At 60.4% G+C, this 26,881-nt stretch carries 24 protein-coding genes and 1 tRNA gene; 11 read left to right on the plus strand and 14 right to left on the minus strand.

The annotated features are described in order from the left end of the window. Nucleotides 1-17 precede the first annotated feature (17 nt). On the minus strand, nt 18-3,524 hold the full coding sequence (gene rpoB / locus CQ017_RS07255; protein WP_105553352.1) for a DNA-directed RNA polymerase subunit beta: 3,507 nt from the start codon (nt 3,522-3,524) through the stop codon (nt 18-20). Between the two features lie 750 nt (nt 3,525-4,274). On the opposite strand from rpoB, the gene CQ017_RS07260 reads away from it, so the two are divergent. Both CQ017_RS07260 and CQ017_RS07265 read left to right on the plus strand, forming a co-directional pair. Then, entirely contained in the window at nt 4,275-5,720 is a 1,446-nt protein-coding gene (locus CQ017_RS07260) for an amino acid permease (RefSeq protein WP_105553140.1), read from the plus strand. Nucleotides 5,721-5,965: 245 nt separating this feature from the next. Continuing rightward, nucleotides 5,966-6,463 (plus strand): aminoacyl-tRNA deacylase, encoded by a 498-nt coding sequence (locus CQ017_RS07265; RefSeq protein WP_105553353.1) that lies wholly within the window; start codon nt 5,966-5,968, stop codon nt 6,461-6,463. Here the strand turns inward: CQ017_RS07265 and CQ017_RS07270 are convergent. The 8 genes from CQ017_RS07270 to CQ017_RS07305 form a co-directional block, all read right to left on the minus strand. Continuing rightward, the gene (locus CQ017_RS07270) at nt 6,417-7,589 is read right to left on the minus strand and encodes an acyltransferase (protein WP_105553141.1); all 1,173 of its coding nucleotides are present in this window, start codon (nt 7,587-7,589) and stop codon (nt 6,417-6,419) included. The two genes, CQ017_RS07265 and CQ017_RS07270, sit on opposite strands and share 47 nt — an antisense overlap. Nucleotides 7,590-7,751: 162 nt before the next feature. Next, the gene (rplL, locus tag CQ017_RS07275) at nt 7,752-8,126 is read right to left on the minus strand and encodes a 50S ribosomal protein L7/L12 (protein ID WP_105553142.1); all 375 of its coding nucleotides are present in this window, start codon (nt 8,124-8,126) and stop codon (nt 7,752-7,754) included. Nucleotides 8,127-8,197: 71 nt separating this feature from the next. Next, nucleotides 8,198-8,719: a 50S ribosomal protein L10 gene (gene rplJ, locus CQ017_RS07280; protein WP_105553143.1), complete on the minus strand. Its 522-nt coding sequence runs from the start codon at nt 8,717-8,719 to the stop codon at nt 8,198-8,200. Nucleotides 8,720-9,483: 764 nt separating this feature from the next. Continuing rightward, entirely contained in the window at nt 9,484-10,185 is a 702-nt protein-coding gene (gene rplA, locus CQ017_RS07285) for a 50S ribosomal protein L1 (protein ID WP_105553144.1), read from the minus strand. Nucleotides 10,186-10,320: 135 nt separating this feature from the next. Then, the gene (rplK, locus tag CQ017_RS07290) at nt 10,321-10,752 is read right to left on the minus strand and encodes a 50S ribosomal protein L11 (protein WP_096283716.1); all 432 of its coding nucleotides are present in this window, start codon (nt 10,750-10,752) and stop codon (nt 10,321-10,323) included. 128 nt (nt 10,753-10,880) lie between these two features. Next, complete coding sequence (nusG, locus tag CQ017_RS07295; RefSeq protein WP_105553145.1) at nt 10,881-11,771, minus strand: transcription termination/antitermination protein NusG; 891 nt, start codon at nt 11,769-11,771, stop codon at nt 10,881-10,883. 71 nt (nt 11,772-11,842) lie between these two features. Continuing rightward, a complete protein-coding gene (gene secE, locus CQ017_RS07300) occupies nt 11,843-12,097 on the minus strand; it encodes a preprotein translocase subunit SecE (RefSeq protein ID WP_105553146.1) in 255 nt (84 codons plus the stop codon). Nucleotides 12,098-12,216: 119 nt separating this feature from the next. Beyond that, nucleotides 12,217-12,289, minus strand: a tRNA-Trp gene (locus CQ017_RS07305). Between the two features lie 262 nt (nt 12,290-12,551). Here CQ017_RS07305 and CQ017_RS07310 point away from each other — a divergent pair. Further along, complete coding sequence (locus CQ017_RS07310; protein WP_105553147.1) at nt 12,552-13,751, plus strand: pyridoxal phosphate-dependent aminotransferase; 1,200 nt, start codon at nt 12,552-12,554, stop codon at nt 13,749-13,751. Between the two features lie 58 nt (nt 13,752-13,809). On the opposite strand, the gene CQ017_RS07315 is transcribed toward CQ017_RS07310, so the two are convergent. Together CQ017_RS07315 and CQ017_RS07320 are read right to left on the minus strand one after the other, a co-directional pair. Then, complete coding sequence (locus tag CQ017_RS07315; protein WP_105553148.1) at nt 13,810-14,478, minus strand: response regulator transcription factor; 669 nt, start codon at nt 14,476-14,478, stop codon at nt 13,810-13,812. Next, entirely contained in the window at nt 14,475-15,743 is a 1,269-nt protein-coding gene (locus tag CQ017_RS07320; protein ID WP_105553149.1) for an ATP-binding protein, read from the minus strand. The genes CQ017_RS07315 and CQ017_RS07320 overlap by 4 nt, the downstream gene beginning before the upstream one ends. Before the next feature lie 125 nt (nt 15,744-15,868). On the opposite strand from CQ017_RS07320, the gene CQ017_RS07325 reads away from it, so the two are divergent. From CQ017_RS07325 to CQ017_RS07340, 4 genes are all read left to right on the plus strand, one after another. Beyond that, nucleotides 15,869-17,206, plus strand: a complete 1,338-nt coding sequence (locus CQ017_RS07325) for a PspC domain-containing protein (protein ID WP_105553150.1) — start codon at nt 15,869-15,871, stop codon at nt 17,204-17,206. A 12-nt stretch (nt 17,207-17,218) separates the two neighbouring features. Next, a complete protein-coding gene (locus CQ017_RS07330; protein WP_105553151.1) occupies nt 17,219-17,458 on the plus strand; it encodes a hypothetical protein in 240 nt (79 codons plus the stop codon). A gap of 24 nt (nt 17,459-17,482) precedes the next feature. Next, the gene (locus CQ017_RS07335; RefSeq protein WP_096283732.1) at nt 17,483-17,725 is read left to right on the plus strand and encodes a PspC domain-containing protein; all 243 of its coding nucleotides are present in this window, start codon (nt 17,483-17,485) and stop codon (nt 17,723-17,725) included. 231 nt (nt 17,726-17,956) lie between these two features. Then, nucleotides 17,957-18,985 (plus strand): 6-phosphofructokinase, encoded by a 1,029-nt coding sequence (locus CQ017_RS07340; RefSeq protein ID WP_105553152.1) that lies wholly within the window; start codon nt 17,957-17,959, stop codon nt 18,983-18,985. A 74-nt stretch (nt 18,986-19,059) separates the two neighbouring features. On the opposite strand, the gene CQ017_RS07345 is transcribed toward CQ017_RS07340, so the two are convergent. From CQ017_RS07345 to CQ017_RS07355, 3 genes are all read right to left on the minus strand, one after another. Then, entirely contained in the window at nt 19,060-20,145 is a 1,086-nt protein-coding gene (locus CQ017_RS07345) for a folate-binding protein YgfZ (RefSeq protein ID WP_181148212.1), read from the minus strand. Nucleotide 20,146: 1 nt separating this feature from the next. Continuing rightward, nucleotides 20,147-20,761, minus strand: coding sequence for an FABP family protein (locus CQ017_RS07350; protein WP_105553153.1), 615 nt, complete (start codon nt 20,759-20,761; stop codon nt 20,147-20,149). A 255-nt stretch (nt 20,762-21,016) separates the two neighbouring features. Further along, complete coding sequence (locus tag CQ017_RS07355; RefSeq protein WP_105553154.1) at nt 21,017-21,751, minus strand: hypothetical protein; 735 nt, start codon at nt 21,749-21,751, stop codon at nt 21,017-21,019. Nucleotides 21,752-21,879: 128 nt separating this feature from the next. Here CQ017_RS07355 and CQ017_RS07360 point away from each other — a divergent pair, with 128 nt between their 5' ends. The 4 genes from CQ017_RS07360 (at nt 21,880) to CQ017_RS07375 (ending at nt 26,855) form a co-directional block, all read left to right on the plus strand. Then, nucleotides 21,880-22,536, plus strand: a complete 657-nt coding sequence (locus tag CQ017_RS07360; protein ID WP_105553155.1) for a response regulator transcription factor — start codon at nt 21,880-21,882, stop codon at nt 22,534-22,536. Between the two features lie 50 nt (nt 22,537-22,586). Continuing rightward, on the plus strand, nt 22,587-23,549 hold the full coding sequence (gene mshD / locus CQ017_RS07365) for a mycothiol synthase (protein WP_105553156.1): 963 nt from the start codon (nt 22,587-22,589) through the stop codon (nt 23,547-23,549). 82 nt (nt 23,550-23,631) lie between these two features. Next, entirely contained in the window at nt 23,632-25,848 is a 2,217-nt protein-coding gene (locus CQ017_RS07370; protein ID WP_105553157.1) for an RNA degradosome polyphosphate kinase, read from the plus strand. Next, nucleotides 25,848-26,855, plus strand: coding sequence for an NUDIX hydrolase (locus CQ017_RS07375; RefSeq protein WP_105553158.1), 1,008 nt, complete (start codon nt 25,848-25,850; stop codon nt 26,853-26,855). The genes CQ017_RS07370 and CQ017_RS07375 overlap by 1 nt, the downstream gene beginning before the upstream one ends. Nucleotides 26,856-26,881 lie beyond the last annotated feature (26 nt).

The raw sequence follows: 26,881 nt of genomic DNA on the forward strand, positions 1-26,881 counted from the left end.
CAAGGCAGCGGTGGAACCTAGACCTCCTCTACGGAGTTTGGCTCCGACCGGGAAAGGTCGATGCCCAGCTCTTCCGCTGCACGGAACGATTCCTCGTCCGATTCACGCATTTCGATAGTGTTGCCGTCGGTACCAAGTACCTCAACGTTCAAGCACAACGACTGCATTTCCTTGATGAGCACCTTGAACGACTCTGGAACACCTGGCTCCGGAACGTTCTCGCCCTTGACGATGGCTTCGTAGACCTTCACACGACCGTGGATATCATCCGACTTGATGGTCAGAAGTTCCTGCAGGGTGTAAGCGGCGCCGTAAGCTTCCAGGGCCCAAACTTCCATCTCACCGAAGCGCTGGCCACCGAACTGGGCCTTACCACCAAGTGGCTGCTGGGTAATCATGGAGTATGGACCGGTGGAACGTGCGTGGATCTTGTCGTCCACCAGGTGGTGAAGCTTCAAGATGTACATGTAGCCAACGGATACCGGATCCGGGAATGGCTCGCCGGAACGACCGTCGAACAGACGGGTCTTACCGGTGTTGCCGATCAGACGGTCGCCGTCACGAGTGACGTTCGTCGAATCCAGGATTCCGCGGATTTCCTCTTCCGAGGCACCGTCGAAGACCGGGGTGGACACGGTGGTCGGACCGGACTGGCGAGGCAGGTTAGGCAGGTTTCGCACCCAAGCCGGCTCGTTCTCGATATTCCAGCCCTGCTTGGCAGCCCAACCCAGGTGGATTTCCATAACCTGGCCGACGTTCATACGACCTGGCACACCCAGTGGGTTCAACACGACGTCAACCGCGGTTCCGTCCTCGAGGAAAGGCATATCCTCAAGTGGCAGAATCTTGGAGATAACGCCCTTGTTGCCGTGACGGCCGGCAAGCTTGTCACCGTTGGTGATCTTGCGCTTCTGTGCCACGTACACGCGAACCAGCTGGTTCACGCCTGGGGACAGGTCATCATCGTTGTCGCGATCGAAGATGCGCACGCCGATGACGGTACCGGACTCGCCGTGCGGCACCTTCAGCGAGGTATCGCGCACTTCGCGGGACTTCTCACCGAAGATCGCGCGCAGCAGGCGCTCTTCCGGGGTCAGCTCGGTCTCGCCCTTAGGAGTGACACGGCCTACCAGGACGTCGCCTGCTTCAACCTCGGCGCCGATGTACACGATGCCGCGGTCATCAAGCTGGGAGAGGATGTCCTCGGACACGTTCGGGATATCGCGGGTGATTTCCTCGGCACCAAGCTTGGTGTCGCGGGCATCGACTTCGTGCTCTTCGATGTGAATCGAGGTGAGCACGTCCTCGAAGATCATGCGCTGCGAAAGGATGATCGCATCCTCGAAGTTGTGCCCTTCCCATGACATGAATGCCACGAGCAGGTTCTTACCCAGGGAAAGCTCGCCCTTGTCGGTCGAAGGACCGTCGGCGATGATCGACTGGAATTCCAGGCGATCGCCCTCGGTGACCAGCACGCGCTGGTTGTACGCGTTGCCCTGGTTCGAGCGTGCGAACTTCATGATCGGGTACATCGACTCGGTGCCGTCATCGTTCATGACAACAACCAGGTCCGCGGAAACCTCGGTGACAACACCTGGCTTCAGGGCGACCACGGAATCGCCGGCGTCGATAGCGGCGTACTTCTCCATGCCGGTACCAACCAGTGGCGACTCGGAGGCCAACAGCGGCACAGCCTGGCGCTGCATGTTGGCGCCCATCAGTGCGCGGTTCGCGTCATCGTGCTCGAGGAATGGAATCAGTGCGGTGGCAACCGACACCATCTGGCGTGGCGAAACGTCCATGAAGGTCACTTCGCTCGGCTCAACGATGACGGGCTCGCCGCCACCGCCCTTTTCACGGACCAAGACGGCGTCTTCTTCGAAGCGGCCGTCTTCGCCCAGTGGAGCGTTGGCCTGTGCGATGAAGTGCTGCAGCTCGTCATCTGCGGTCAGGTACTCGACCTCGTTGGAAACAACGCCGTCCTTCACCTTGCGGTAAGGGGTTTCGATGAAGCCGAAGGAGTTGATCCGGCCGTAGGTAGCCAACGAACCGATCAGGCCAATGTTCGGGCCTTCGGGAGTTTCAATTGGGCACATACGTCCGTAGTGGGACGGGTGAACGTCTCGAACTTCCATGCCTGCGCGGTCACGGGACAGACCGCCTGGGCCCAGAGCCGACAGGCGGCGCTTGTGGGTCAGGCCGGCCAGCGGGTTGTTCTGGTCCATGAACTGCGAGAGCTGCGAAGTACCGAAGAACTCCTTGATGGCAGCTACCACGGGGCGGATGTTGATCAGCGTCTGCGGGGTGATCGCCTCGACGTCCTGGGTGGTCATGCGCTCGCGCACAACACGCTCCATACGCGAAAGACCGGTGCGGATCTGGTTCTCGATCAGCTCGCCCACGGCGCGGATACGACGGTTGCCGAAGTGGTCGATGTCGTCCACGTTAACCGATACGTCGACGATCTCGCCCTTGCGGGTGCCGGAGATGGTCTTCTCGCCTGCGTGCAATGCAACGAGGTAGCGGATCATGGCGACAATGTCGTCTACCGACAGCACCGCAGGGCTCTCGGCGTCAACCGGAGTCTCGACACCCAGCTTGCGGTTGATCTTGTAACGACCAACCTTGGCCAGGTCGTAGCGCTTTGGCTCGAAGTACATGTTGCGCAGCAGACCCTGTGCGGCATCAACCGTTGGCGGCTCGCCCGGACGCAGCTTGCGGTAGATATCCAGCAATGCTTCGTTCTGGTCCTTGATGTTGTCCTTTTCCAAGGTGGCACGCATCGAGTCGTACTGACCGAACTCGGACAGGATCTTCTCTTCGCTCCAGCCAAGGGCCTTGAGCAACACGGTGACCGACTGCTTGCGCTTACGGTCCAGGCGCACACCGATCTGGTCGCGCTTGTCGATTTCCAGCTCGAACCAGGCGCCGCGCGAAGGAATGATTCGCGAGGAGTAGATGGTCTTGTCACTGGTCTTGTCCGGAGCGGACTCAAAGTACGCACCAGGGGAACGGACCAGCTGCGACACAACAACACGCTCGGTGCCGTTGATGACGAAGGTGCCCTTGTCGGACATCAGTGGGAAATCGCCCATGAAGACGGTCTGCTGCTTGATCTCGCCGGTTTCATTGTTCATGAACTCGGCCTTGACATACAGCGGTGCCGCGTAAGTGGCGTCGCGATCCTTGCACTCAGCGATGGAGTACTTTGGGTCAGCGAATTCCGGATCGGAGAAGCTCAAGGACATAGTGTCCTGGAAGTCTTCGATCGGGGAAATCTCCTCGAAGATTTCAGCCAAGCCCGAGGTGTCTGGCACGCTGGTGTCACCAGCGGCTTCGGCCTTGGCTAGGCGAGCCTTCCAGAGTTCATTGCCGATGAGGCGGTCAAAGCTCTCAGTCTGCAATGCCAGCAGGTTAGGCACTTCAAGGGGTTCGTGAATCTTTGCAAAAGAAAGTCGGCCAGCGTATGCAGCATCGCGAGCCGAACTAGCGGTTTGGTTGTTAGGGTTGCTCGAGGCGACCAAGATGGATCCTTCCAAAGACCGTCAGGTTTCCGAACGCCAACCGTGCTAAGGTGCCTGTCATAGGACAAGCCCTCTTGTGACGACGCGAACCCACCGCTATATGAAGGCCGCGCGCAAACAGGTATGGCGCAAATTTCTACTCTACCGGAGTATTTTAAGCTTGTCGATATCCGCCGGAGAGATTCGTGCTATAGTTTCTTGCCGCCTTTTTAGGTCGCCGGAAATTTCCCGGAATTCGCAAGCGCACCCCTCTCCCGGCGGCGACCGCGGCCAAACCCAGTTCGCCCAACGCCTCAGCGTTTTCCCACGTGAACTGGCAAATAATCATCTGCTCCGGGGCTTCGAAGCACGACCACGCAGAACACGCTCGCTTCCCCATGGGCTCCATTGCATTTTTCTGTGTTGTTACTCACAGCAGGCGTTCCAGCTTCTGGTTTGGCCACCCTTACGGCCCATGCGGCTCACCTTCGAATCACCTTTATAAGCATCCGGGGACCGCTCCCCTGCCCTTCCGCACCCATTGAGGCTGCGTTCTCGGTATCGGCTTGCGTCACGATTCTGGCCTGGCGCACTTTTCCAGCAACGACAAACGCTTAACCTGGTGTCGTCTGAAATTCCGGACTGCTGATCTAAAAAGTCCCTACTACCAACCCTGTGATCACGATTACATAGACAGGTAGCTCGACGGGGACGCCGAGGAATTCGATATTCCAGCTCCCGCTCGAATCCCCTAGTTTTCCAAGGAGAGCAGTGAGAACCAGTCAACCAGCCCAGAGCCTCAAACGAGGCTTGAGCACTCGGCATATACGATTCATTGCCCTAGGATCAGCAATTGGAACGGGACTGTTTTACGGCTCGGCAGGCGCCATACAAATGGCTGGACCGGCAGTACTGCTCGCTTATCTTGTTGGTGGCGCCGTGGTCTTCATGGTCATGCGGGCGCTGGGCGAGATGGCGGTTCGCAATCCGGTCTCGGGGTCCTTCGGCAGCTACGCATCTACGTATGTCGGACGTTTTGCCGGCTTCGCCACCGGTTGGACCTACACCTTCGAAATGTTCGTCGTCGCCTTAGCTGATGTGACAGCCTTTGGCGTGTATATGGGCTTCTGGTTCCCCAACGTTGAACGCTGGATTTGGATCCTCGCAGTCGTCTTCTTCATTGCAGCGGTGAATCTGCTGTCGGTCAAGGTTTTTGGCGAGCTGGAATTCTGGTTTTCGCTGATCAAGGTGGTTGCGATCATCGCGATGATCGCCGGCGGAATCTTGGTCATCCTCTTCGGTCTTGGCAATCAAAGCGAAGGCGCCGCCGGGATCTCAAATCTCTTCGCACACGACGGATTCATGCCCCAGGGCATCTGGGGCGTACTGATGTCCTTCACCATTGTGATGTTCGCATTCGGTGGCACCGAGGTTATTGGCATTACCGCCGGAGAAGCGCAGAATCCTCGAAAGGTCATCCCGCAGGCGGTCAATTCGGTGCCCGTACGTATTCTGCTGTTTTACATACTGACTCTGGGCGTCATTATGAGCATCCAACCTTGGAACACGATCAATGGCGAGGAAAGCCCCTTCGTCTCGATTTTCTCAAGCATCGGGCTCTCCTCAGCGGCTCACGTTTTGAATTTCATTGTGATTACCGCGGCCTTGTCGGCAATTAACGCAGATATATTCGGCGCCGGTCGCATGATCCACGGGATGGCACGGCTTGGACAGGCACCGCAAGTATTTACCAAGACCACCGCCAACGGGGTCCCCTGGGTGACGTCGATGTCAATGATCGGTGCGTTGCTGATCGGCGTGCTGCTCAACATTTGGTTCAAGGACCAGATTTTCTTCCTGATTGCAGCCCTAGCAACCTTTGCGACGGTCGTGGTTTGGCTAATGATCCTGATTTCGCATATCGCGATGAAGCGCAAGATCATGCAGAACAATCTTGCACCCTCGGCTTTCCCGGTACCGCTGTGGCCATTGGGAAGCTACATTGCCGTAGCGTTCATGGTCTTCGTGATCATCATGATTGGCATCGTTCCGCAGACTCGCAGCGCCTTGCTCACAGGCGTCGCCTGGATAGCCCTCTTGGCAATTTGCTATTGGTTCTTCGTGCGAGGCAAAGCCGTACCGGCCGGCGGCACCGATGAATATGACGGTGACCAACAGCAGAGCGATCCATTGGAGACGCAGGACGTACATAGCTAATCGACATAATCACAAGTCCAAAACAGCGAGCAGCGGGGCACCCGCCGCTCGCTGTTTTGGCTAGTACCGATCGTTTATGCGCCCCATGTCTCCAAATCGTGATGAATATGAGTTAGCCTCGGGGAAAGGCTAAAGCTCTTCGAGGAGAAAGCAGTTGGGTTACACGACCAGATTCTGGCACTGAACGCCATGGCTCGAACTCTAACCCGCCAGAGAACAGCAATGAACAACCAGGAGTGAAGAACATGCATCAGTCAAAAGTCAATGAAGCTCTCACCCGTGTCAGCCTCGATGCTTCACGCCGGGATATCTCGATCGAAATAGTGCCGCGTGAAGCGGCTTCCTCGCTCGAAGAAGCCGCTAAATTGCTGGGCGTCATTCCCGCGCATCTGCTCAAAACGCTAGTCATCAAGCGTTCCGACGACACGTATCTATTTGCGCTGATCCCAGGTGGTCGCAAATTGAGCTGGCCTAAGCTGCGAGCCGAGGTTGGAGTCAACAAGCTTTCCCTGCCAGAGGCGGATATAGCTTATGACGTCACCCGTTATGTGCACGGCACCATCACTCCGTTTGGTTCGCACACGGTTTTGCCGCTCTACATTGATTCCAGTGTCTTCCAAGAACCTGTCCCGGAAGTCATCGCCCTGGGCTGCGGCGAACCGGAGCACGGCTTGCTGGTACATCCGCGCGATTTGGTTACCGGATTTGATGCCACGATTGCTGATATTTCCGTTCCCGAGTAGGAGATATTGCCGCTGGTTTCGGAAGCTTCTTGGCCCACCCATTGAGCGCGGTGAGCGACTTAATTGATTCGTTTCGCAGCCAAAGCCCGACTGGCTTCTCCACGAAGCGAGCCACGAGGTAGGCCACGATCAGCATGATGCTTATGGTCAACGCCAGGAGCACATATTTGTTCAAGCTGGCGCTCAGCGAGTGAATGATCCACCAGCCCCAGAGCTGGTGGAACAGGTACAGCGGGTAGGTCAGTGAGCCTGCCACGACTAGCCAACGAGCCTGGACAGACCTCAATGGTGTGAGCACGCAGAGCGCCAGCAACGCGATACACAGCACTGCCAATACCGAGAAATGCCATGCAGGCACGGTCAGGCCGGAAAGATAGTCGCTGTCAAAGCTTCCCTTGAGGCCAGTGAAGTAGGCGGACACTACCGCGTTGAATGCTACTAAGGCCCAGCGTCCGAGGGTATGCCCGTTCTGATAGATCAGGAACAAGACCATGCCCGCGGCAAACTGTGCCGCGTACTGACCGGCAAACCACTCTTGCAGCTTGGGCATCTCGGCCACATGCAAAAGGATTCCCAGAGCCGGCCAGATGAACGCCAGCCACATGATGTTTTTGGTCTTCACCAGTCCGAATACCAGGAGCAATCCGAGCAGGACGTAGAAACGGAATTCTACCCACAGCGTCCAGTAGACGCCGTCCAGATCCCGAACGCCCATCCCCTGCTGGACCATAGTGAGGTTTGGAACGATATCCCCGCTGCTTCGTCCGTCCTTCTCAGCCGGCCAGATTTTGAAGGTCAGAATCGCCGCCGCAATGACGGCCAACCAATAGGCCGGATATAGCCGGCCAAGTCTCGATCCGATGAAGTGGATGATGTTTTTCCCCTGGACAGACATCAGGATCACGAATCCGGAGATCAGGAAGAAAAGCTGTACGCCGATCGAGCCATACCGAGTGAACTCTGATAAGACAGGCCAAGCTTCTGGCGCTTTGACACCCCAGTGGCTATGCCCCCAGGTTGTGTAGTGGTAGAGCACAACGATCAAGGCAGCGCTAATGCGCAGCGCGTCTAGTAAGCCTAGCCGTGCACCCGTCTTCTTGGATTCTTGCGTTTCGGTTTTCGACACCTATTCACTGTAAACAATGAACTTGAATAAACCCTGTTAATAGAAACGTTATAAACTTATAAAGTTGTGATACGAGATTTTTTCACGTTAACGACCAAAGGGCCCATGGACACGAAGTCCATGAACCCTTTGGTAATAAGTTGCGAGTGACCGCTGAACTTACTACTTAACCGAGACGGTTGCGCCGGCAGCTTCGAGAGCTTCCTTTGCCTTCTCAGCAGCGTCCTTTGCGGCACCTTCAAGAACAGCCTTTGGAGCAGCGTCAACGAGCTCCTTGGCTTCCTTCAGGCCGAGGGAAGTCAATGCACGAACTTCCTTGATGACTGCGATCTTCTTGTCGCCAGCCGACTCGAGGATAACGTCGAATTCGGTCTGCTCTTCAGCTGCGGCTTCGCCACCGGCTGCTGGGCCTGCAACTGCAACAGCAGCTGCGGAAACCTCGAAGGTCTCCTCGAATTCCTTCACGAACTCGGAGAGCTCGATGATGGTCATTTCCTTGAATGCTGAAAGCAGCTCTTCAGTGCTGAGCTTCGCCATGGTCGGCGTCCTTTCGATTTTGGCCCTGGGGCCTATGAATTGGGTTTACGATGCGAGAGAGTCGCGAAAGCTTAGGCTTCTGCCGGAGCTTCCTCGGCAGCAGCGCCGCCGTCCTCTTCTAGCTTCAGACGCAAAGCGTCCACCACGCGTACAGCTGCGGCGGCCGGAGCCTGCAGTACTGCAGCAACGCGAGTGAGCTGAGTTTCGCGGGATTCCAAAGCTGCCAAAGCAGCGATGCCAGCCTTATCAAGGGCCTTGCCCTCGAAGAAGCCGGACTTGACGACAAGCTTCTCGTTAGCCTTGGCAAATTCCGTGAGGCTCTTTGCGGCAGCAACTGCGTCACCCTTAATGAAGGCGATTGCAGTCGGACCGGAAAGCTGACCATCGAATGCATCGATGCCAACTTCCTTCGCTGCGATAGCGGTCAAGGTGTTCTTCACAACTGCGTACTTGGTCTCCTGACCAAGTGAGCGGCGAAGTTCCTTGAGCTGTGCAACGGTAAGCCCACGGTATTCAGTCAAGACAGCCGCAGTTGATTCCTTGAAGTCTGCAGTGATTTCTTCAATCGCTACAGTCTTGGTAGGCGTTGCCATAACACTCCTTCCGGGGATTTGTTCGGTACCGTTTCATAACCGGCGGAGCCCATAAAAAAGGCCCCGCGCAGGAGCACAGGGCATTTCAACTAATTCAAGTCAAAACAAATCTATGAAACCTGCGTTGGCCGCTCTTTCGAGCTCTTAGGAGTTTATGCAAGCATGCACTCGGCCGACGGTCTTCGGTACATCTAGTCTAAACGGCCAAGGCAGCAACTTCCAAATCCAATGGCGCCAAGGCGGGCATGATTCGAATCACTCAATGGCCGTTAAAATGACAAGGCCTGAGGTCAGCACTTGGGGGACGCTGACAACAGGCTACTTGTCGACACGAAAGTTTTGGGGAAACTTCCGTATCCGGCTTCTACATGGTCTTGGGGGGCCCATGTAGAAACCGCCGATCAAGTCGGTCATTTAAGCTTATCACTACTCATTGCGACTACGGAACAGATCACAGGCAGATAACGGCGACAGTACAGGTAATTCACATATTTGGCACCCAATAGCTATCACCAGATGAATACCATCTAGTCAGCTCGGGTTTCCCTGGCAGTCTAGCTGCGAAACAGCAGAACAAATAGTGAGCGGTTTCCGTGACTGCCTCCACCTTTGCAATTCGCCAAGCGCGGACGTTGAACAAGCTTTTGACTAGGCCTTCAGGCGACTTGTTAGCCTGTCTAGGAAACCATGGAGAGCGAAAACAAAAACCGCGGGACGGACCAGATCTCTCTGGTCAGTCCCGCGGTTTTAGCGCTCGTTGGGCTTTAGGCCTCGATGCGAGTTACGTTCGAATCAACAGGGATGCCTGGACCGAAGGTGGTCGAAACGGTTGCCTTCGAGATGTAGCGACCCTTCGAGGAGGAAGGCTTCAAGCGAAGTACTTCTTCCAGAGCTGCTGCGTAGTTCTCGGTCAGCTGCTTGGCTTCGAACGAAGCCTTGCCGATGATGAAGTGAAGGTTGGCGTGCTTGTCGACGCGGAAGTCGATCTTGCCACCCTTGATGTCATTAACAGCCTTGGCGACATCCATGGTCACGGTGCCGGTCTTAGGGTTTGGCATCAGGTTACGAGGACCCAAGATCTTACCCAAGCGGCCAACCTTACCCATGAGGTCTGGGGTTGCCACGGCCGAGTCGAAGTCGGTCCAGCCGCCCTGGATCTTTTCGATCAGGTCGTCCGAGCCAACAAAGTCGGCGCCGGCTGCGATTGCAGCTTCGGCCTTGTCGCCATTGGCGAAGACAACCACGCGGGCGGTCTTACCGGTGCCGTGTGGAAGGTTCACGGTACCGCGAACCATCTGGTCAGCCTTGCGTGGGTCAACGCTCAAACGGAAAGCTACCTCAACGGTGGAGTTAGTCTTTTCGCCTGCGATTTCCTTAGCCAGGACAATTGCCTCGGTTGGATCGTAGAACTTGTCAGCCACGATCTTGGCCGCGGCGGCTACGTATGCTTTGCTGCGCTTTGCCATCTGCGTTATCTCCTTATGCAGTCGTGGTCATATGGACCGCGCCCGGTCCTGCCACGGGCGGACAGGGTGTTCCCTGCTCGCCTTAGATTAAATTCTTTGTTGCAGTCACCGAAGTGAACTACGAAAAGCTAAAAATTAGCCTTCGACGGTGATGCCCATGGAACGGGCGGTACCGGCGATGATCAACGAGGCGGCAGCCAAGTCGTTGGCGTTGAGGTCAGCCATCTTGGTGGTGGCGATTTCTTCAACCTGAGCCTGGGACAGCTTGGCAACCTTGACGGTGTGCGGGGTAGCCGAACCCTTGGCAACGCCAGCAGCCTTCTTGATCAGCTCTGCTGCTGGAGGGGTCTTGGTGATGAAGGTGAATGAACGGTCTTCATACACGGTGATTTCAACTGGTACAACGTTACCGCGCTGCGACTCGGTCGCTGCGTTGTAAGCCTTGCAGAATTCCATGATGTTGACGCCGTGCTGGCCAAGTGCAGGACCAATTGGCGGAGCCGGGTTAGCGGCGCCTGCCTGGATCTGCAGCTTGATGAGTCCGGTGACCTTTTTCTTTGGGGCCATGTCGGGTCCTTATACTCTTGCAGTTCCCACAACACAGGAGCGTGCTGCGGGTTGTGGCCGTCGTGGCGCGACAGCCGGACGTGCCCTCACCCCGTAAAGCAAACGGAATGGGGCACGAAGACTTAATACTACTGGATCTTGGTGACCTGGTTGAAGTTCAAGGTCACTGGGGTCTCGCGCTCGAAGATCGAAACGAGGACAACCAGCTGCGCCGATTCCAGCTTGATTTCCGAGATCGTCGCCGGCATGGTCTCGAACGGACCATCGTTGACGGTAACCGATTCGCCAACCTCGAAATCGACGGTGACTTCGGTGATTGGTGAACGTCCCGGCTTGGAAGCCGATGGCTGCTCAACCGGATCGACCACCGTGTGCTCCAGCATGGAGAACACTTCGTCGAGGTTCAGCGGGTTAGGATCATGGGCGTTTCCTACGAATCCGGTAACACCTGGCGTGTGTCGAACGACACCCCAAGAAGCGTCGGTCAGCTCCATGCGAACCAGGACGTAGCCCGGGATGCGCACGCGGCGAACGATCTTGCGCTGAGTGTTCTTAACCTCAACGACCTCTTCCATCGGAACCTGGATTTCATAGATGAAATCGTCCATGTCCTGAGTCTGGATACGAGTCTCTAGGTTCAGCTTCACGCGGTTTTCGTAACCTGCGTAGGTGTGAATGACGAACCAGTCACCCGGCTGGCGACGCAGCTTCGAGCGGAATTCTTCCTTGAGCGCGGCGACTACGTCGACGTCGTCTGCTTCAGCGGCTTCGTCTTCTTCGGCTTCGCCCTGAACGTCTGCTTCAGCAGCTTCGTCCTCGTCGGCTTCATCCTGAACGTCTGCTTCAGCAGCTTCGTCTTCGTCGGCTTCGCCCTGAACGGCTTCTTCAGCAACAACGGCTGGAGCTTCGGTCTCGTCGGTTGCAACCTCGGCGGCGGTTTCTACCTGCGCGCCGTCAGCTTCAACGAACTCGTTTTCGACCTCGTCATTAATCTGCGGTTCGAGTTCCTTGTCGGACACTGCAGCTCCTGCTTTCTTTGACTGAATGACATCTACTACCTGCGGGCGATTATACCGCCGCGGCAAATAAATTACTGTTCTGGCTGATTGGTGAACAGGAGGATCGAACCTTGGCCCAGTACGAAGTCAAGGATCGTGACGATCAACATAACGACGCAAACAAAACCGATTACAACCAGCGTGTAATTGACGAGCTCGCTACGCGTTGGGGTAACGACCTTCTTCAGTTCTGAAATTACCTGGCGCAGGAATAGGAAGATGCGTCCGAAGAAGCCCTTCTTTGCCTTCTCACCATTTCCGGGGTTTACGGCAGCTGATTCGCTCAACCTGATCCTCGTTTCAATTTTTTTGGCCAGTTGAAACAATCACGGTGCGCCGCAGCCTGACCGACCACAACACACCGTGATTTGAGATTCGCTGTGCGATTATTACCATCGCTACTGCGCAGGGCAGACAGGACTCGAACCTGCAACCTGCGGTTTTGGAGACCGCTGCGCTACCAATTGCGCCACTACCCTTTGAGCTACCGCTCTTACTGAGAACATCTTAGCCGATCAGGACTTTTCCATGTCGGTTGCGATGTCTCAGCAACGAGAAATAACTTTACGCAACGAACCAGCAAATGTCGAACTGACTGCACCCTGTGTGTCGCACACCGCATTCTGACCACTAGTTAGTGATCAGTTGGTGTCATTTTTCGATTTCACTGAGCATCGGCAAATACTGGGAACTAGGATTGGAACTAACAGCAGCTTACGTAACCGTCAGGATGCATTTTCTATGTCTAGAATTTCACGCCGCATCGGCGCCATTTCCGAGTCCGCAACGCTAGCGGTCGATGCCAAGGCGAAAGCGCTCAAGGCAGCCGGTCGTCCGGTCATCGGCTTCGGCGCCGGCGAGCCGGACTTCGCAACTCCGGATTACATCGTCGAGGCGGCGGTCAAGGCCGCCCAGGATCCGAAGAACCACCGGTACTCCCCCGCGGCGGGCCTGCCTGAACTGCGCGAAGCGATTGCCGAAAAGACTCTGCGCCACTCCGGATACGAGCTGGCTGGCGCGCAGGTGCTGGTGACCAACGGCGGCAAGCAGGCGGTCTACAACACCTTTGCCGCATTGCTCGACCCGGGAGACGAAGTCATCATTCCGGCTCCTTACTGGACCACCTACCCGGAGTCGGTGCAGCTGGCGGGCGGGGTGCCCGTATCCGTCTTCGCCGGCCCCGAGCAGGGCTACAAGGTCACCGTCGAGCAGCTCGAGTCCGTGCTGACCGAGCGCACCAAGGTCTTGCTCTTCGTTTCCCCCTCGAACCCTACCGGCGCGGTCTACACGGCAGAGCAGATCAAGGAAATCGGCCGCTGGGCGGCCGAAAAGGGCTTGTGGGTTGTCACCGATGAGATCTACGAGCACCTGACCTACGGGGACGCGTCGTTCAGCTCCATTGCGACGCTGGTTCCGGAGCTCGAAGACCGGGTGGTCATCCTCAACGGCGTGGCCAAGACCTACGCCATGACCGGTTGGCGTGTGGGCTGGATGGCCGGCCCACTGGACGTCATCAAGGCGGCCACCAACCTGCAGTCCCATGCGACCTCGAATGTTGCCAATGTGTCCCAGCGTGCCGCCTTGGCCGCCGTGGCCGGCCCACTGGATGCCGTCGAGGAGATGAAGGTCGCCTTCAACCGCCGCCGGCTGGCCATCGTCGAGGGCTTGAACGCCATCGACGGATTGCACTGCCCGATGCCTGAGGGCGCCTTCTACGCCTACTCGGACGTACGCGGGCTGCTGGGCAAGAAGATCCGCGGCGTGGTGAACCACACCAGCGCCGAGCTGGCCGCGTTCATCCTGGAGCAGGCGGAAGTCGCGGTCGTACCGGGCGAAGCCTTTGGGCCCTCGGGCTATATCCGCATGTCCTATGCGCTAGGCGATGCAGACCTGGCCGAAGGCGTCTCCCGGATGGCCCGGTTGCTGGGCGAAGCCGAGTAAAGCGGCATCCGAACAGTGCGGGCCCGATCCACCGGATCGGGCCCGCACTCGTTGACGCCTAGAGGATCTTCCGATCCACCGCCCAGCGCGTGAGTTCATGGCGATTCGAGAGCTGCAATTTGCGCAGCACGTTCGAGACATGCGATTCCACGGTTTTCACCGAGATGAACAGCTCCTTGGCCACCTCCTTGTAGCTGTAGCCGCGGGCGATCAGGCGCATCACCTGCAGTTCCCGGTCCGAAAGCAGATCCAATTCCTCGTCGATGCCGGTCGCTTCGGCCACTTTTGCACCGCCGAATGCGTCAAGCACAAAGCCCGCCAGCCGTGGCGAGAACACCGCATCTCCCCCGGCCACCCGGCGCACCGCGTCCGAGATTTCGGTTCCGGAAATGCTCTTGGTCACGTAGCCCCGGGCCCCGGCCCGAATCACCGTGACCACGTCCTGCGCCGAATCCGAAACGCTCAGCGCCAGGAACTTGGTGGAACCCAACAGGTGCGCGCAACCGCGCAAGACCTCGGCGCCCCCGCCGCCGCGGCCGCCGGGCAGATGCACGTCGAGCAGGACCACGTCCGGCCGCTGGCTTTCGATGACTTCGATAGCCTGTTCAACGGACCCCGCCTCACCGACAATGCGCAGGTCCTCACCGAGATCCGCGCGGAGCCCGGAGCGGAAGATTCCATGGTCGTCTACCAACACCACAGTGAAGTTCTGCTGTTCGCTACTCATGATTCTGTATCTTCCTGACTGCTGTTCCTTGGCATTTTCAACTCTACTTCGGTGCCCGTCTCGCCGCTGCGAATAGAAGCCTGCCCGCCGGCCCGCTGCATCCGCCCGATAATCGATTCGCGCACCCCATAGCGGTCCTTGTCGATCCCGCCTACGTCGAAGCCCTTTCCGCGATCCCTGATGAACACCTCGATCAGCTGCTCGCTGCATTCGACATACACCGAGATCGTCCCCTCGGCATGTTTTGCGGCATTCATCATCGCTTCCCGGCTCGCCGCCACGAGCGCCTGCTGTCCGTCGAAGCCCCTGGCATTGCCGACGGTAATCACATCGACATCGCGCAGCAGCAATTTCTCGACGTTGTCGGCCTCGGCCTGGATTTCCACGACCACGTCTTTCTCGTCGAGCTCTTCGGTCTCATAGAGCCAAGCGCGCAGCTCGCGTTCCTGCACGCGCGCCAGGGTTCGCACCGCGGCCGGGTCATCGCTGCGTTTTTGGATCACGGCCAGCGTCTGCAGCACCGAGTCGTGCAGATGCGCGGCAAAGTCCGCGCGCTGCGCCGCGGCCTGCCGATTGCTTCTCTCCGAAAGATAGTCGCGCCACAACCTGGCGCCCCAGGGCAGCAGCACCACCACCGCACCGGTGATAATCGCCAGCGCCGCCCACATCCCGCCGAGCAGATCGGAGGTGCTCACGCTCCCGCTGAGAATCGCCAGCAGCCCGCCGATCGCGAGCAGCAGGCCCAGAATCAACCGCCCGAAGACGAGCGCCTTGGCCTTGCGGTCACCGTCGAGGTGCTGCCCATCGACCTGCAGCCAGGCGAGCAGCACGCCGGCGATGATGCCCAAGCTGGGCCAAATCAGATCCCAGCGAATATTCAGCCCGAGCCACTGCCCCAGCGCCAGCAGCGCCACCAGCAGCAAGGCCGCGCCGATGAGGGTTTCACGCCAGGAGGAAAGCTTCTCGCTCATCTCGCGCGGGGAAAATATGCCCTGCTGTACGCGGCCCATTTCCTCCGCGAGCGTGCGCGGCCCCGTACCCCGGGAGCGCAGCGCTCCGGCCTTGGATTCTTCGGCGCTGGGAGTGAACACCCACAGCCAGGCGTAGAGCAATACGCCGGCCCCGCCCAGGGCGGTAAGCCCCAAGAACCCGATACGCAGGTAGTTCACCGGTATGCCAAGGTGCACAGCGAGGCCGCCGCACACCCCGGCGATCAGCCGGGATTCACTGCGTACGATCTGATTTCGCTGCTCGGTTCGTTCCATACTGACAAGTCAAGCACGTTCCCGGGCAGAAAACCGGGTCGCTGCCGGAAGTCAGGGCGGCCCCTAGGGAAGAATCAGGGTAGCCCCTCATAGCGCTAAGCCCGCCCCCGGGAGAAGATTTAAGCATGGACAACGAGAACTCTCCGCGCAGCAACGTTTTCGACCAATTACGCAAAATTGGCATCGAACGGCAAGATTCCCAGTGGCTGGGCGGCGTTGCGGCGGGCATCGCACAGCGATTCAACATCGATGTCGTGCTGGTGCGCGGGGTATTCGTCGCGTTGAGTTTGCTCGGCGGAACCGGCTTCCTGGTTTACGGGCTGGCTTGGGGGCTCTTGCCCGGCCCCAAGGGCACGATCCCCTTGGAGCGGGCGGTGCACGGCAAGGACTGGACCAGCGCGCTCACCGGAGCCCTGGTATTTTTGCTCATCGGCTTCTTCCTCGCCCCCTGGCTGCTCAGCACCGTGGCCCCGATTCTGTGGCCGCTGCTGGTGATCGCCGGAATCCTCTTCGTGATCTTCAGCCGACGCGACACCAAGTTTGCCGGCACCTCCAAACCCCGCCGCACGCCGAAGCCCAGCGACCCGGCACCCGGCTCCGTCGTTGAAAAGCCTTGGCGCGCGCAGCGTGCCCAGTCCTTCAGCACGCAGGCACCCGTTTATCCCGAACAGTTCCCACCGGCTACGAAGCCGCTGCGCAATCCAGAAACCACGCACCCGCACACCGACAAGAGCAACGCAGACTCCGAGGAGGACTCCATGGACCCCGAACCTCGCGGCTTCGGCCATATCCCGCAGGACCACGGGCCGCAGCTGGATCCACATTTCGCCAAGGCGAATAAAAAGCTGCGCAATGCTCCCCCGGTTCCCGGCTGGGTTGCCACCATCATCGTCGGCGTCACCATCCTGACGGTGGCGTTGGTGCTCGCCGCGGATTACCTCGGGGCGATCGCGCTGCCGGGCAACGGGTGGGGCACGGCATTTGCCATCGGCTTGTTCGTGGTCGGCTTGGCGCTGGTCTTCGTCTCCCTCGCGCACCGCACCAGCGGCGGGCTGCTCGGGCTGGCCATTCCATTGCTGGTACTCACGGTGATCTTCGGTGGCAACGATTTCCGCGGCATGCAGGGCGAAACGGTCGGCGTGGCCACGGATTCGAACCAGTACAGCTCGGTGTTCAGCAAGTCGACGGTGGACCTGCGCCACCTGTCCACGATCACCGAGCCGACGACGGTGGAGGTCTCCTCGGTCTTCTCCAAGGTGGATCTCGAACTGCCCACGAACATTCCGGTGCAGATCCAGGCCGACGGGCTGTTCCTCTCCTCGCTCAACGAAAACAATTCGCAGCCGGCGGGCGGCTTCGCCGCAGATGCCCCCACGCTCACGGTCGTGATCAATGGCGTATTCTCTGGATACGATCCCGAGTACTCAAGCGATGGAACCGGCGCCTCCAACCCAACGTTCTAAGGAGCGGACAGCATGAATTCTGATCAGCAAACCGAAGCAAAATTTCCTGCCGGCACCTTGGTGTTTGGCCTGATCCTCGTCGTGGTCGCGCTTGCGACGCTCAGCCGAACCCTATTCAGCTGGCACTTCGACACCCCGTTGTTCTTCATCGCGCTGGTTGCCCTGGCCGGGGTGGGGATGATCTTCGCGGGCATCTCCTCGGCACGCAAGGCCAGCGGCAAGAACACCGAACTACCTTCCCACAACGACTAGCACCCACCTTTTTTAGGAGCACTCATGGATACCTTCTTCAACCAGATCCGTTCGATCCCGCTGCGCCGCGGCCCCTCGCGCATGGTTGCCGGGATCGCCGGCGGCATCGCGGATAAGTTCGGCTGGGATGTCACCTTGGTCCGCATCGGGCTGCTGCTCTCCTTCCTCCTGCCGGTCATCGGCATCGGCGCGTACATCGTGGCCTGGCTGCTGATTCCGGCCCAGGATGACAGCATCGTGCTGCAGAAACTGCTGCGCAAGTTCTAATCCCCCGGAGTATCTCCGAAACAGAGCGGGTTGTTCGCTACCTCAGGTGGCAAACAACTCGCTCTTGTGGTTTTAACCACGTAGAATCTTAGAGAACTCGATGCTCAATGGTGCGCGGAATCGAATGAAGTCCGAAGGGTTTTCCTCGGATACCCGGCCCGCTCCGCAGCAGCATTCAGCAAGGAACCCGTCGTGTATCCGAAGTCTTCCCTACTTACTAAGTGAGGGTAAATGCGCATTGGAATCATGACTTCGGGAGGCGACTGCCCGGGATTGAACGCGGTGATCCGCGGTGCGGTGCTCAATGGCATCAAAAGCTATGACTACGAATTTGTTGGCTTCCGCGACGGCTGGAAGGGAGTCAAGGAAGGCGACTTCTTCGAGCTTCCCCGGACCGCCGTCCGCGGTATCGCCAAACAGGGCGGAACCATTCTAGGCACCTCGCGCACCAACGCGTTCGAGGGAGAAAATGGCGGAGCCGAGCATATCGCCGCCACGCTGGAGAAGAACAATGTCGACGCCTTGATCGCGATCGGCGGCGAGGGGACCCTCGCCGGCGCGCAGCGCCTGTGCGAGGCCGGGCTGCCGGTGGTTGGCGTCCCGAAGACCATCGACAACGACCTGGACGCCACCGACTACACCTTCGGTTTCGACACCGCAAACCAGATCGCCGTGGAGGCCATCGACCGGCTGCGCACTACCGGGGACTCGCACCATCGCTGCATGATCGCCGAGGTCATGGGCCGGCACGTCGGCTGGATCGCCATGCACGCCGGCATGGCCTCCGGCGCCCATGCGATCCTCATCCCCGAGGTTTCCACCACCATGGAAGAGATCTACCAGTGGGTGCGCGAAGCCCACGAGCGTGGCCGTGCACCATTGGTCGTGGTCTCCGAGGGGTTCGTCCCCGAGGGCCTGGACGAGGCGTTCTCGGTGCGTGGGGTGGATACCTTCGGCCGGGCGCGGCTCGGTGGAATCAGCGAAATGCTCGCCCCGCTGATCGAGGAGCAAACCGGCCTCGAAACCCGCGCCACCGTGCTGGGCCATATCCAGCGCGGCGGCGTGCCCACCGCGTTCGACCGCGTGCTGGCCACGCGGCTTGGCATGGCCGCGGTGAATTCGGTCGCCGATTCGGCCTGGGGCACCATGGTCGCGATCCACGGCACCAAGGTCAACCGCGTCCCGCTGCGCGCGGCGCTGAACAACCTCAAGCGGGTTCCGATGGACCGCTACAACGAGGCCCGGATCCTCTTCGGCTAAATTCCGCACCGGCAAAGCAACAGCGGTCCGGCACCTCCCGCGGGAGGTGCCGGACCGCTATTGCGTTAAGCTGCTCAGGCCGGGGGCGGGGTCCGCAGGAAACCGGTGAACCGGCCCGCGGTCTGTCCGGCGTCCGTGGCCACGATGACCTCTTGCGCGGCCGGGTAGACACTCTCGCCGTCCACGACGCTCAGCACCGCTTCGGGGTCCACATTGCGTTTGATCACGCCCAGCGCGATCGGTCCGGCTTCATAGTGCAGGGAGGCCGAGGTCAGCTTGCCGACGGTGCGCTCACCGAGCTTGATCTCCGAACCGGCGGCCGGCAAGGTGTGCATCGACCCGTCGAGGTCGAGGAACACCAGGCGACGCGGCGGGTGGCCGATGTTGTGCACGCGGGCAACGGTTTCCTGCCCCTTGTAGCAGCCCTTGTCCATGTGCACCGCGGTGCGCAGCCAATCCAGTTCATGCGGGATGGTCTTGTCATCATTCTCGAAACCGAAGCGCGGCTCCCAGGCGGCGATGCGCAGGGACTCGACCGCCATGCTCCCGGCAAGCTCTTCCTCGCCGACGGCTTCTTCCAAGCGCTCAAGTTCAACAACATGCAAGAACCACGGTCGTTCCAGACCCGGGTGGTCCTCGCGTGAATAGGCCCATCCCCCGGCGCTGACCTGCGGCCACGGATTGCGCCACACCAGCTCGTTGCAGCTGGGAATCTCGCGCACCGCGCCGAGCACGCCATGGGTGCTCGAAAGGTTTGCCAGTTCCACCCGCAGCATGAACCGCATCGATTCGAGGAATTTCTGCAGCGGCTCGGCGCGGCCCTGCTCGACGATCAGCAGCACCCGATCGGTGTCGATGAGCACCTTCATCTCGTGCTCGATACGCCCCTGAACCGAAAGCAGCAGCGCCTGGCTGGAGGCCCCCGGCTTCAGCCCGGTGAGCGACTGGCTGCTGAGCGTGTTCAACCAGCTCTGCCGGTCCTCGCCACGCAGTTCCAGCACGTCAAGGTGGCTCAGGTCGGCAATCGCCTGGCCTTGGAATAGCTTGCGGGCCTCGCGGGTGGGCGCGCCATAATGCGCTGCCACGCCGGCATCTGCCCCGGATGCCTCGATTGCTGCCGCACGATCCAGCAGCACCGAACGATATTGATTTTCGCTCATGTCAGGAATCCATCGCCTCTGTAGTAACACGTTTCAGCGCGGCTGAGGCATGAGCCTTGAGATCTTGATTGCCCAAGGACACATCCCAACGCCAAAATAGATCTCCGCCGACAAGCCCGTACATCCGGGTCGAGGAGGCGTACTGCTTCGCGTTCTTGCTGCGCAACAACGCTTCGGTGGCCAGATGCACCCGCGGACCGTCGATCAGCCCGTAGTAAAGTTCGCTGATCCCGCCAGGCTGCAGGATCTGCGCCTGAATTTTGAAGCCCTCTGCGGTGTGCAGCTGCTGCACGTCGTCGGCCGAGCGCAAGGCCGGGAAGATCTCTCCCGGGGTCATTCCTGGGCCCGCGTCTGCATCCTGCTGCTCACGGTCCAGCGACCAGAAGCCGTTTTCAACGGCCAGGATCCGCAGCTTGGTGCCGTCGGCTTCGGTGAGCCACGCTTCGCTGCGGTATTCCAGATACGGGGCGCCGACCTCGCGGAAGGTGACCTGCTGCCAAAAGTGCGGGTCCGCATCCTCCCCGTCGCCGAGGCGCCCGCTTCCTTCCCAGCTGCCGATGAGCCACGAGAAGGGCACGAGTTCCGGCATGAGGTCCGTGGGAATGTCAAAAGCCATAGACTAGCTGCTCCTAAGTTGCCCGGTTAAATGGAAACAGCGCACACGTTTTTGTGTGCGCTGCTTCTACTTCTGCCCCTTGAAGAGACGCTTTACTACAAGTCCGGCGAATCCGGCCATGCCCAGACCTGCAATGGTCAGCAAGGCGAGGAAGAAAATTTCGAGTGCAAGGTAATTTTCATTCATGCCTACATCTTAGCCCGAGCACTTCGGTATTTCCGACACTCGTGACGAAGCAGGCATCACATTTCGTGATTAGCTCAGCAGGGCCATCACGTACCAGCTCATCGCTCCGGCCAGGATCAGGATCCCGCTAGCCAGGGCGAGCACACCGGAGAGCGTGCGGATGCTGCGGGTGGACAAGGCCAACGCACGCAGGCTGCCCACCAGCAGCCCCGCCAGCACCCCGATGGTCAGCGCCTGGTACCAGGTGGGACCGAAGGTCAACGCGCTGGCCGCCGCGCCGAGCGCCCCGCCGATCAAGGGGGCCAGCACGAAGGTAATCCGGTCCGGCAACCGGGTAATGGCGATCGCCCCGGCGCCAACGAGCGCGATGAGGGTGAAGACGGTGACCCCCAGCGCCCCCTCGCCGAGGCCCATGGCGGCCCATCCCGAGCCTTGCGCCACGATGGCCAAACCGGTGATCCCCGAAACCACTCCGGCTAGCCGCCCATCGGCGGTGGAGCCGCGCATGACCTGCGTAATGAAAATCATCAGCACCCCGGCGGCAATGACCTCGACGCTATGCGAGGTCTGCGTGGCCCCCGGCATGAAGAGCGTCGCCGCGGTGGAGGCCAGGGCGGCGATCGCGAGGATGATGCTGATCGTCCAGGGAGTCTCCGAACGCGTCATCCGCGGCCAGGTATAGGCGAAAACTAGCTGCAGCACCACGGCGACCGCCGCCATCGCAAAGTTCAGCGAACTGAGGCTGGCGGCGCCAGCCAACAGGGCCGCGGCGAGCAGCCCACTAATCAGTACCTTGATTCGCAAACTAAATTTCCCATCGGTAATAGTCCGGGCACTTGCTCGTTCACATGCGCACTTTGAGTGATTCTTTCTTTATACTGTGACACGTAAAAACGATTTTTTCGCACACCACTGGCAGGAGGAACTCCATCATGGCGCACCTACTGCTCCTGAGTAATAATGCAAGCACCGGTGCCGAGGTGCTTCCGGCGCTGGAACTGCTGCTTCACGAGAACCGCTGCTTGCCGGCCAACACCGAGGCGCTGAGCCAAATCGGCGACGCCGAAGCGGTCATTCTCGACGCGCGCACCGAGCTGATTGCCGCGCGAGCCCTGGCGCAAACCATCCACTCTACCGTCAATTTACCGTTGTTGCTGGTCATTGGCGAGGGTGGCCTGGGCGTTCTGAATTCCGCTTGGCATGCTTCCGACTTCATTTTGCCTACCGCGGTCCCCGGGGAGCTCGAGGCCCGGATCCGGCTGATCCTTTCGGCCGCACCGGAGGTGGTGGTCCAGGAGAATACCTCCGGGCTGACCATCGATGAGCTGAGCTACACCGCGCGGATCGACCGCCGCATGCTGGATCTGACCTACAAGGAATTTGAGCTGCTCAAGTACCTCTCGCAGTTCCCCGGACGCGTCTTCACCCGCGAGCAGCTGCTCCACGAAGTGTGGGGCTACGACTACTACGGCGGTACCCGCACCGTCGACGTTCACGTGCGTCGCTTGCGCGCCAAACTCGGCACCGATCATGAGCAGCTGATCGGCACCGTGCGAAATGTCGGCTACCGCTTCTACACCGAAGTTTAAGTTTCTCCCGCCACTGGTAGCTGCACGGAATCACCGGCTAAGGTGAAGGTATGAGCGAACTGCCACAAACTACTTTGTCCATCGAGAAAACACAAGGTGAGCTGGAAGAACGCGAACTTGCTGAGGTACGCAAGCTTGCCGCCGCAGCTCAGGAACACGACGGCAACCCGCCGCTGAGCGACCAGACCCTGGTCGCCCTTGGCTCCGAGGAATTCTCGGACAAGGTCTTCTCGCTGCGCGCCGAGCAGCAGGCGGACCCCGGAGAGTCCACGCTGGTCGGCGTGGTGGCCGCGGTGCGTGATCCGGAGGCCGATTCCTGGGTGGTCGAACTCGTGGTGCACCCGCAGCATCGCCAGCAAGGCATCGCCTCGGCTCTCGTGCAGCGCCTCGGCGAAGAGCTGGAACTGAGCCGCATTCAGGCGTGGGCCCACGGCGGGCATCCCGCGGCCAAGAAGCTGGCCGAGGCAATCGGTCTGGCCACCGTGCGCGAACTCCATAAGCTGCGCCGCGAAAGCCCCGAGGCGCTGGAAGTTCCGCAGCTGGACCGCGGCAGCAGCGTCCGCACCTTCCGGGTGGGCGAGGACGAGCCTGCCTGGTTGGCCGCCAACGCGGCGGCATTCGCGGACCATCCGGAGCAGGGTTCGCTCACGCTGGCGGATTTGGACTCGCGCATGGCCGAATCCTGGTTTGATCCTGCGGGCTTCTTCTTGGCTTTCGACGCCGCGGAGCAGGTCATCGCCTTCCACTGGACCAAGATCCACCCGGCCACCGGGGATTCGGTCCGCCCGCTGGGCGAGGTCTACGTGGTCGGCGTGGTCCCCGAAGCCCAGGGCCTGGGCCTGGGCCGCGTGCTCACCGCCCTCGGCGTGAACTACCTGCTGGAAATGGGAGTGGGCGCCGTCTTGCTCTACGTTGACGCCGAGAACCAGGCGGCGGTCAGCCTGTACCGTTCGCTGGGCTTCACACTCTGGGACACCGACATCATGTACGGCCCGCAGCCGATAGAATCGTAGGGTACCGGGCAGAGCAGAGCCTCTGGCCAGCGCAATGAGGTGCAACTAGGTTTCCACTTGCAGAAAGAAGCGAGTTCAGTAGATGACTACCACCCCGAAGCAGCCGGCCTCACAGTTACGTGATGTGCCAGCGTCGAAGATGAACGAAGACCGCATCGAGCCGGCCATCAAATCGCCGGCCCGGCATCCCGAGGGTGGATTCAACAACGAACGATTCCTGGATCGGGAATTGTCCTGGCTGCACTTCAATGCGCGCGTTCTGGAACTCGCCGAAGACAAGGATCTCCCGCTGCTGGAGCGGGTGAACTTCCTCTCAATTTTCGGCTCGAACCTCGACGAGTTCTTCATGGTGCGCGTGGCCGGGCTCAAGCGCCGCATCGCCACCGGCCTGGCGGTGCCCGCAGCCAACGGGATGAACCCGGTCGACCAGCTCGAACTGCTGCTCAATTCGGCCCACGAGCTGCAGACCCGGCATGCCCTGGTCTTTTCCGAGCAGGTCCGCCCGGCCCTCGCGGAGGAAGGCATCCGGATTACCCGCTGGGATGAACTCGGCGAATCCGAGCGCCAGCACCTCTCCTCCTGGTTCGTTTCCCAGGTGTTCCCGGTGCTCACCCCGCTGGCGGTCGACCCCGCGCACCCCTTCCCCTACATCTCCGGGCTGTCGCTGAACCTCGCGGTGGTGGTCCGCAACCCGCTGACCGGCAAGGAGCTCTTCGCCCGGCTCAAGGTGCCCGATACCATCGCCCGGCTGGTCGGCATCGACGGAGCCAAGGCGGCGCACTCCTCGCAGCGCACCGCCCGGTTCATCCCGCTCGAAGCGCTGATCGCCGTGCACCTGGACCTGTTGTTCCCGGGCATGGAAATCGTCGAGCACCACTTCTTCCGCGTCACCCGCAATGAGGATCTGGAGGTCGAGGAGGACGACGCGGAGAATCTGCTCCAGGCCCTGGAGAAGGAATTGCTGCGCCGCCGCTTCGGCCCGCCGGTGCGCCTGGAGGTCGCCGACGACATTGACCCGCAGGTGCTCGAACTGCTGGTGCGCGAGCTGAATATCGAGGAAGACGAGGTCTTCCGGCTGCCGGCCCCGCTGGATCTGCGCGGGCTGGGCGTCATCGCCGCGCTGGACCGCACCGAGCTGCACTACACCAAGCATGTGGGCCACACCTCCCGGTTCCTGAACGAATCGGAGACCGCGAAGGCCGCGAATGTCTTCGGCGCGGTGCGCCGGCGCGACATCCTGCTGCACCACCCCTACGATTCCTTCTCCACCTCCGTGCAGGCGTTTTTGGAGCAGGCCGCCGCGGACCCGAAGGTGATGGCGATCAAGCAGACGCTGTACCGCACCTCCGGGGACTCCCCGATCGTCGACGCGCTGATCGACGCGGCCGAGGCCGGCAAGCAGGTGCTGGCGCTGGTGGAGATCAAGGCGCGCTTCGACGAGCAGGCGAACATCACCTGGGCGCGCAAGCTGGAGCAGGCCGGGGTGCACGTGGTCTACGGCATCGTGGGCCTGAAAACCCACTCGAAGCTCTCCCTGGTGGTGCGCAAGGAAGGCGACAAGCTGCGCCGCTACTGCCATATCGGCACCGGCAACTACCACCCGCGCACCGCCCGCTACTACGAAGACTTTGGCTTGCTGACCTGCGACGAAGCCGTAGGCGAAGATGTTTCGCGGCTGTTCAACCAGCTCTCGGGCTACGCGCCGCGGTCCACCTACCACCGGCTGCTGGTGGCCCCGCGCACGGTGCGCACCGGGCTGCTGGAGCTGATCGAGAAGGAAATCGCCAACGCGCGAAACGGGGTCGCCGCCTACGTCTGCATCAAGGTGAATTCGATGGTCGACGAGGCCATTATCGATGCCCTGTACCGGGCCAGCCAGGCCGGGGTGAAGGTGGATGTGATCGTCCGCGGCATTTGCGCGCTGCGCCCGCAGTTGCCGGGCCTGAGCGAGAACATCCGCGTCCGCTCGATCCTCGGCCGCTTCCTGGAGCACAGCCGCGTGTTCTTCTTCGGCAATGCCGGCGACCCGCTGGTCTACATCGGCAGCGCCGATATGATGCACCGGAACCTGGACCGCCGCGTGGAGGCGCTCGTTTCGCTGCACGCCCAGGAGGACATCGACTCCCTCACCGACCTGCTGGGGCGCTATATGGACGATTCAACCATGAGCTGGCATCTGGGCTCCGATGGCGCGTGGACCCGCCACCACCAGGATGCCGAGGGCAAGGCGCTCACCGACATCCAGTTCTGGCTCACCGAAGAGCACACCCGGCGCCGGCAGAGCGGACTGCACAACTAGTGACCGCTTCCCAGTCCCAGCATTCACGTCTGCAGCTGTGCGAACTACAGCGCTCAAGCGATGCCGAAGAGATCCGCCTGGGCGAATTCGATGTGGTCGCCGCCGGAGCGATCCCCTGGCAGCTGCGCGACGGCGAACTGCACGTGCTGCTGATCCACCGCCCGCGCTATGACGATTGGTCCTGGCCCAAGGGCAAGCTCGACTCCGGCGAGTCGATCCCCGAATGCGCCATCCGCGAGCTGCGCGAAGAGGTCGGCCTGCGGCTGAACCTCGGCATCCCGCTGGCGGCCACCGCCTATTCGGTCAAGGGCAAAACCAAGGTCGTCTACTACTGGGCGGCCAAGGTGGACCCTGCGCTGCAGGCGGAGCCCGACGGCGTCGAATGCGATGAGCTGCGCTGGGTCGCGGCGGCCGAGGCCGCGGCGCTGCTGACCAACCCCTCGGATCTCGCCCCGCTCGAGGATCTGCTCAAGGCCCACCAGAAGCAGCGCCTGGAGAGCCTGGCCTTCATCATCCTGCGCCATGCCAAGGCCAAGCCGCGCGGCAAGTGGACACGCGCCGAGGGCGAACGCCCGCTGGCGGCCACCGGCCGCCGGCAGGCGCAGGCGGTGGCGCGCATGCTCGACGCGTGGGGCCCGGAGCATGTGGCTTCCTCCCCGTGGACGCGCTGCGTGCAAACGGTGACCCCGTACCTGGTGCTGCACGCGCTGAAGCTGAAAACCATCCGCTCCATCACCGAGCACGAGGCCAAGCGCAAGCCGCACAAGGCCCAACGCGCCATCGAGAAGCTCGTGGCCAAGTCGCGTTCGCAGGTGATCTGCACGCACCGCCCGGTGCTCCCGCTGATCATCGAGGTCCTGCGCTCCCGGGTTTCGGCGAAGGTCGCGGCCCTGCTGCCGGCCCAGGACCCGTTCCTGGATCCGGGCGGCGTGATCGTGGCCCAGCAGGCCATCGGCGCGAAGCATCAGTTCGTGTCCGTGGAGATCCACGCGCCCTATCACGACTAACTCGTGCACGGTCGTTGCATCTATTC

The organism is Arthrobacter sp. MYb224 (assembly GCF_002975455.1).
Classification (GTDB): domain Bacteria; phylum Actinomycetota; class Actinomycetes; order Actinomycetales; family Micrococcaceae; genus Glutamicibacter.

Bases quoted from the DNA above. Each gene is read 5' to 3' on its own strand.
- CQ017_RS07265 (WP_105553353.1), top strand. From the start codon at position 5,966: ATGCATCAGTCAAAAGTCAATGAAGCTCTCACCCGTGTCAGCCTCGAT.
- rplL (WP_105553142.1), bottom strand. From the start codon at position 8,126: ATGGCGAAGCTCAGCACTGAAGAGCTGCTTTCAGCATTCAAGGAAATG.
- rplJ (WP_105553143.1), bottom strand. From the start codon at position 8,719: ATGGCAACGCCTACCAAGACTGTAGCGATTGAAGAAATCACTGCAGAC.
- rplA (WP_105553144.1), bottom strand. From the start codon at position 10,185: ATGGCAAAGCGCAGCAAAGCATACGTAGCCGCCGCGGCCAAGATCGTG.
- rplK (WP_096283716.1), bottom strand. From the start codon at position 10,752: ATGGCCCCAAAGAAAAAGGTCACCGGACTCATCAAGCTGCAGATCCAG.
- CQ017_RS07310 (WP_105553147.1), top strand. From the start codon at position 12,552: ATGTCTAGAATTTCACGCCGCATCGGCGCCATTTCCGAGTCCGCAACG.
- CQ017_RS07315 (WP_105553148.1), bottom strand. From the start codon at position 14,478: ATGAGTAGCGAACAGCAGAACTTCACTGTGGTGTTGGTAGACGACCAT.
- CQ017_RS07320 (WP_105553149.1), bottom strand. From the start codon at position 15,743: ATGGAACGAACCGAGCAGCGAAATCAGATCGTACGCAGTGAATCCCGG.
- CQ017_RS07325 (WP_105553150.1), top strand. From the start codon at position 15,869: ATGGACAACGAGAACTCTCCGCGCAGCAACGTTTTCGACCAATTACGC.
- CQ017_RS07330 (WP_105553151.1), top strand. From the start codon at position 17,219: ATGAATTCTGATCAGCAAACCGAAGCAAAATTTCCTGCCGGCACCTTG.
- CQ017_RS07335 (WP_096283732.1), top strand. From the start codon at position 17,483: ATGGATACCTTCTTCAACCAGATCCGTTCGATCCCGCTGCGCCGCGGC.
- CQ017_RS07340 (WP_105553152.1), top strand. From the start codon at position 17,957: ATGCGCATTGGAATCATGACTTCGGGAGGCGACTGCCCGGGATTGAAC.
- CQ017_RS07345 (WP_181148212.1), bottom strand. From the start codon at position 20,145: ATGAGCGAAAATCAATATCGTTCGGTGCTGCTGGATCGTGCGGCAGCA.
- CQ017_RS07350 (WP_105553153.1), bottom strand. From the start codon at position 20,761: ATGGCTTTTGACATTCCCACGGACCTCATGCCGGAACTCGTGCCCTTC.
- CQ017_RS07360 (WP_105553155.1), top strand. From the start codon at position 21,880: ATGGCGCACCTACTGCTCCTGAGTAATAATGCAAGCACCGGTGCCGAG.
- mshD (WP_105553156.1), top strand. From the start codon at position 22,587: ATGAGCGAACTGCCACAAACTACTTTGTCCATCGAGAAAACACAAGGT.
- CQ017_RS07370 (WP_105553157.1), top strand. From the start codon at position 23,632: ATGACTACCACCCCGAAGCAGCCGGCCTCACAGTTACGTGATGTGCCA.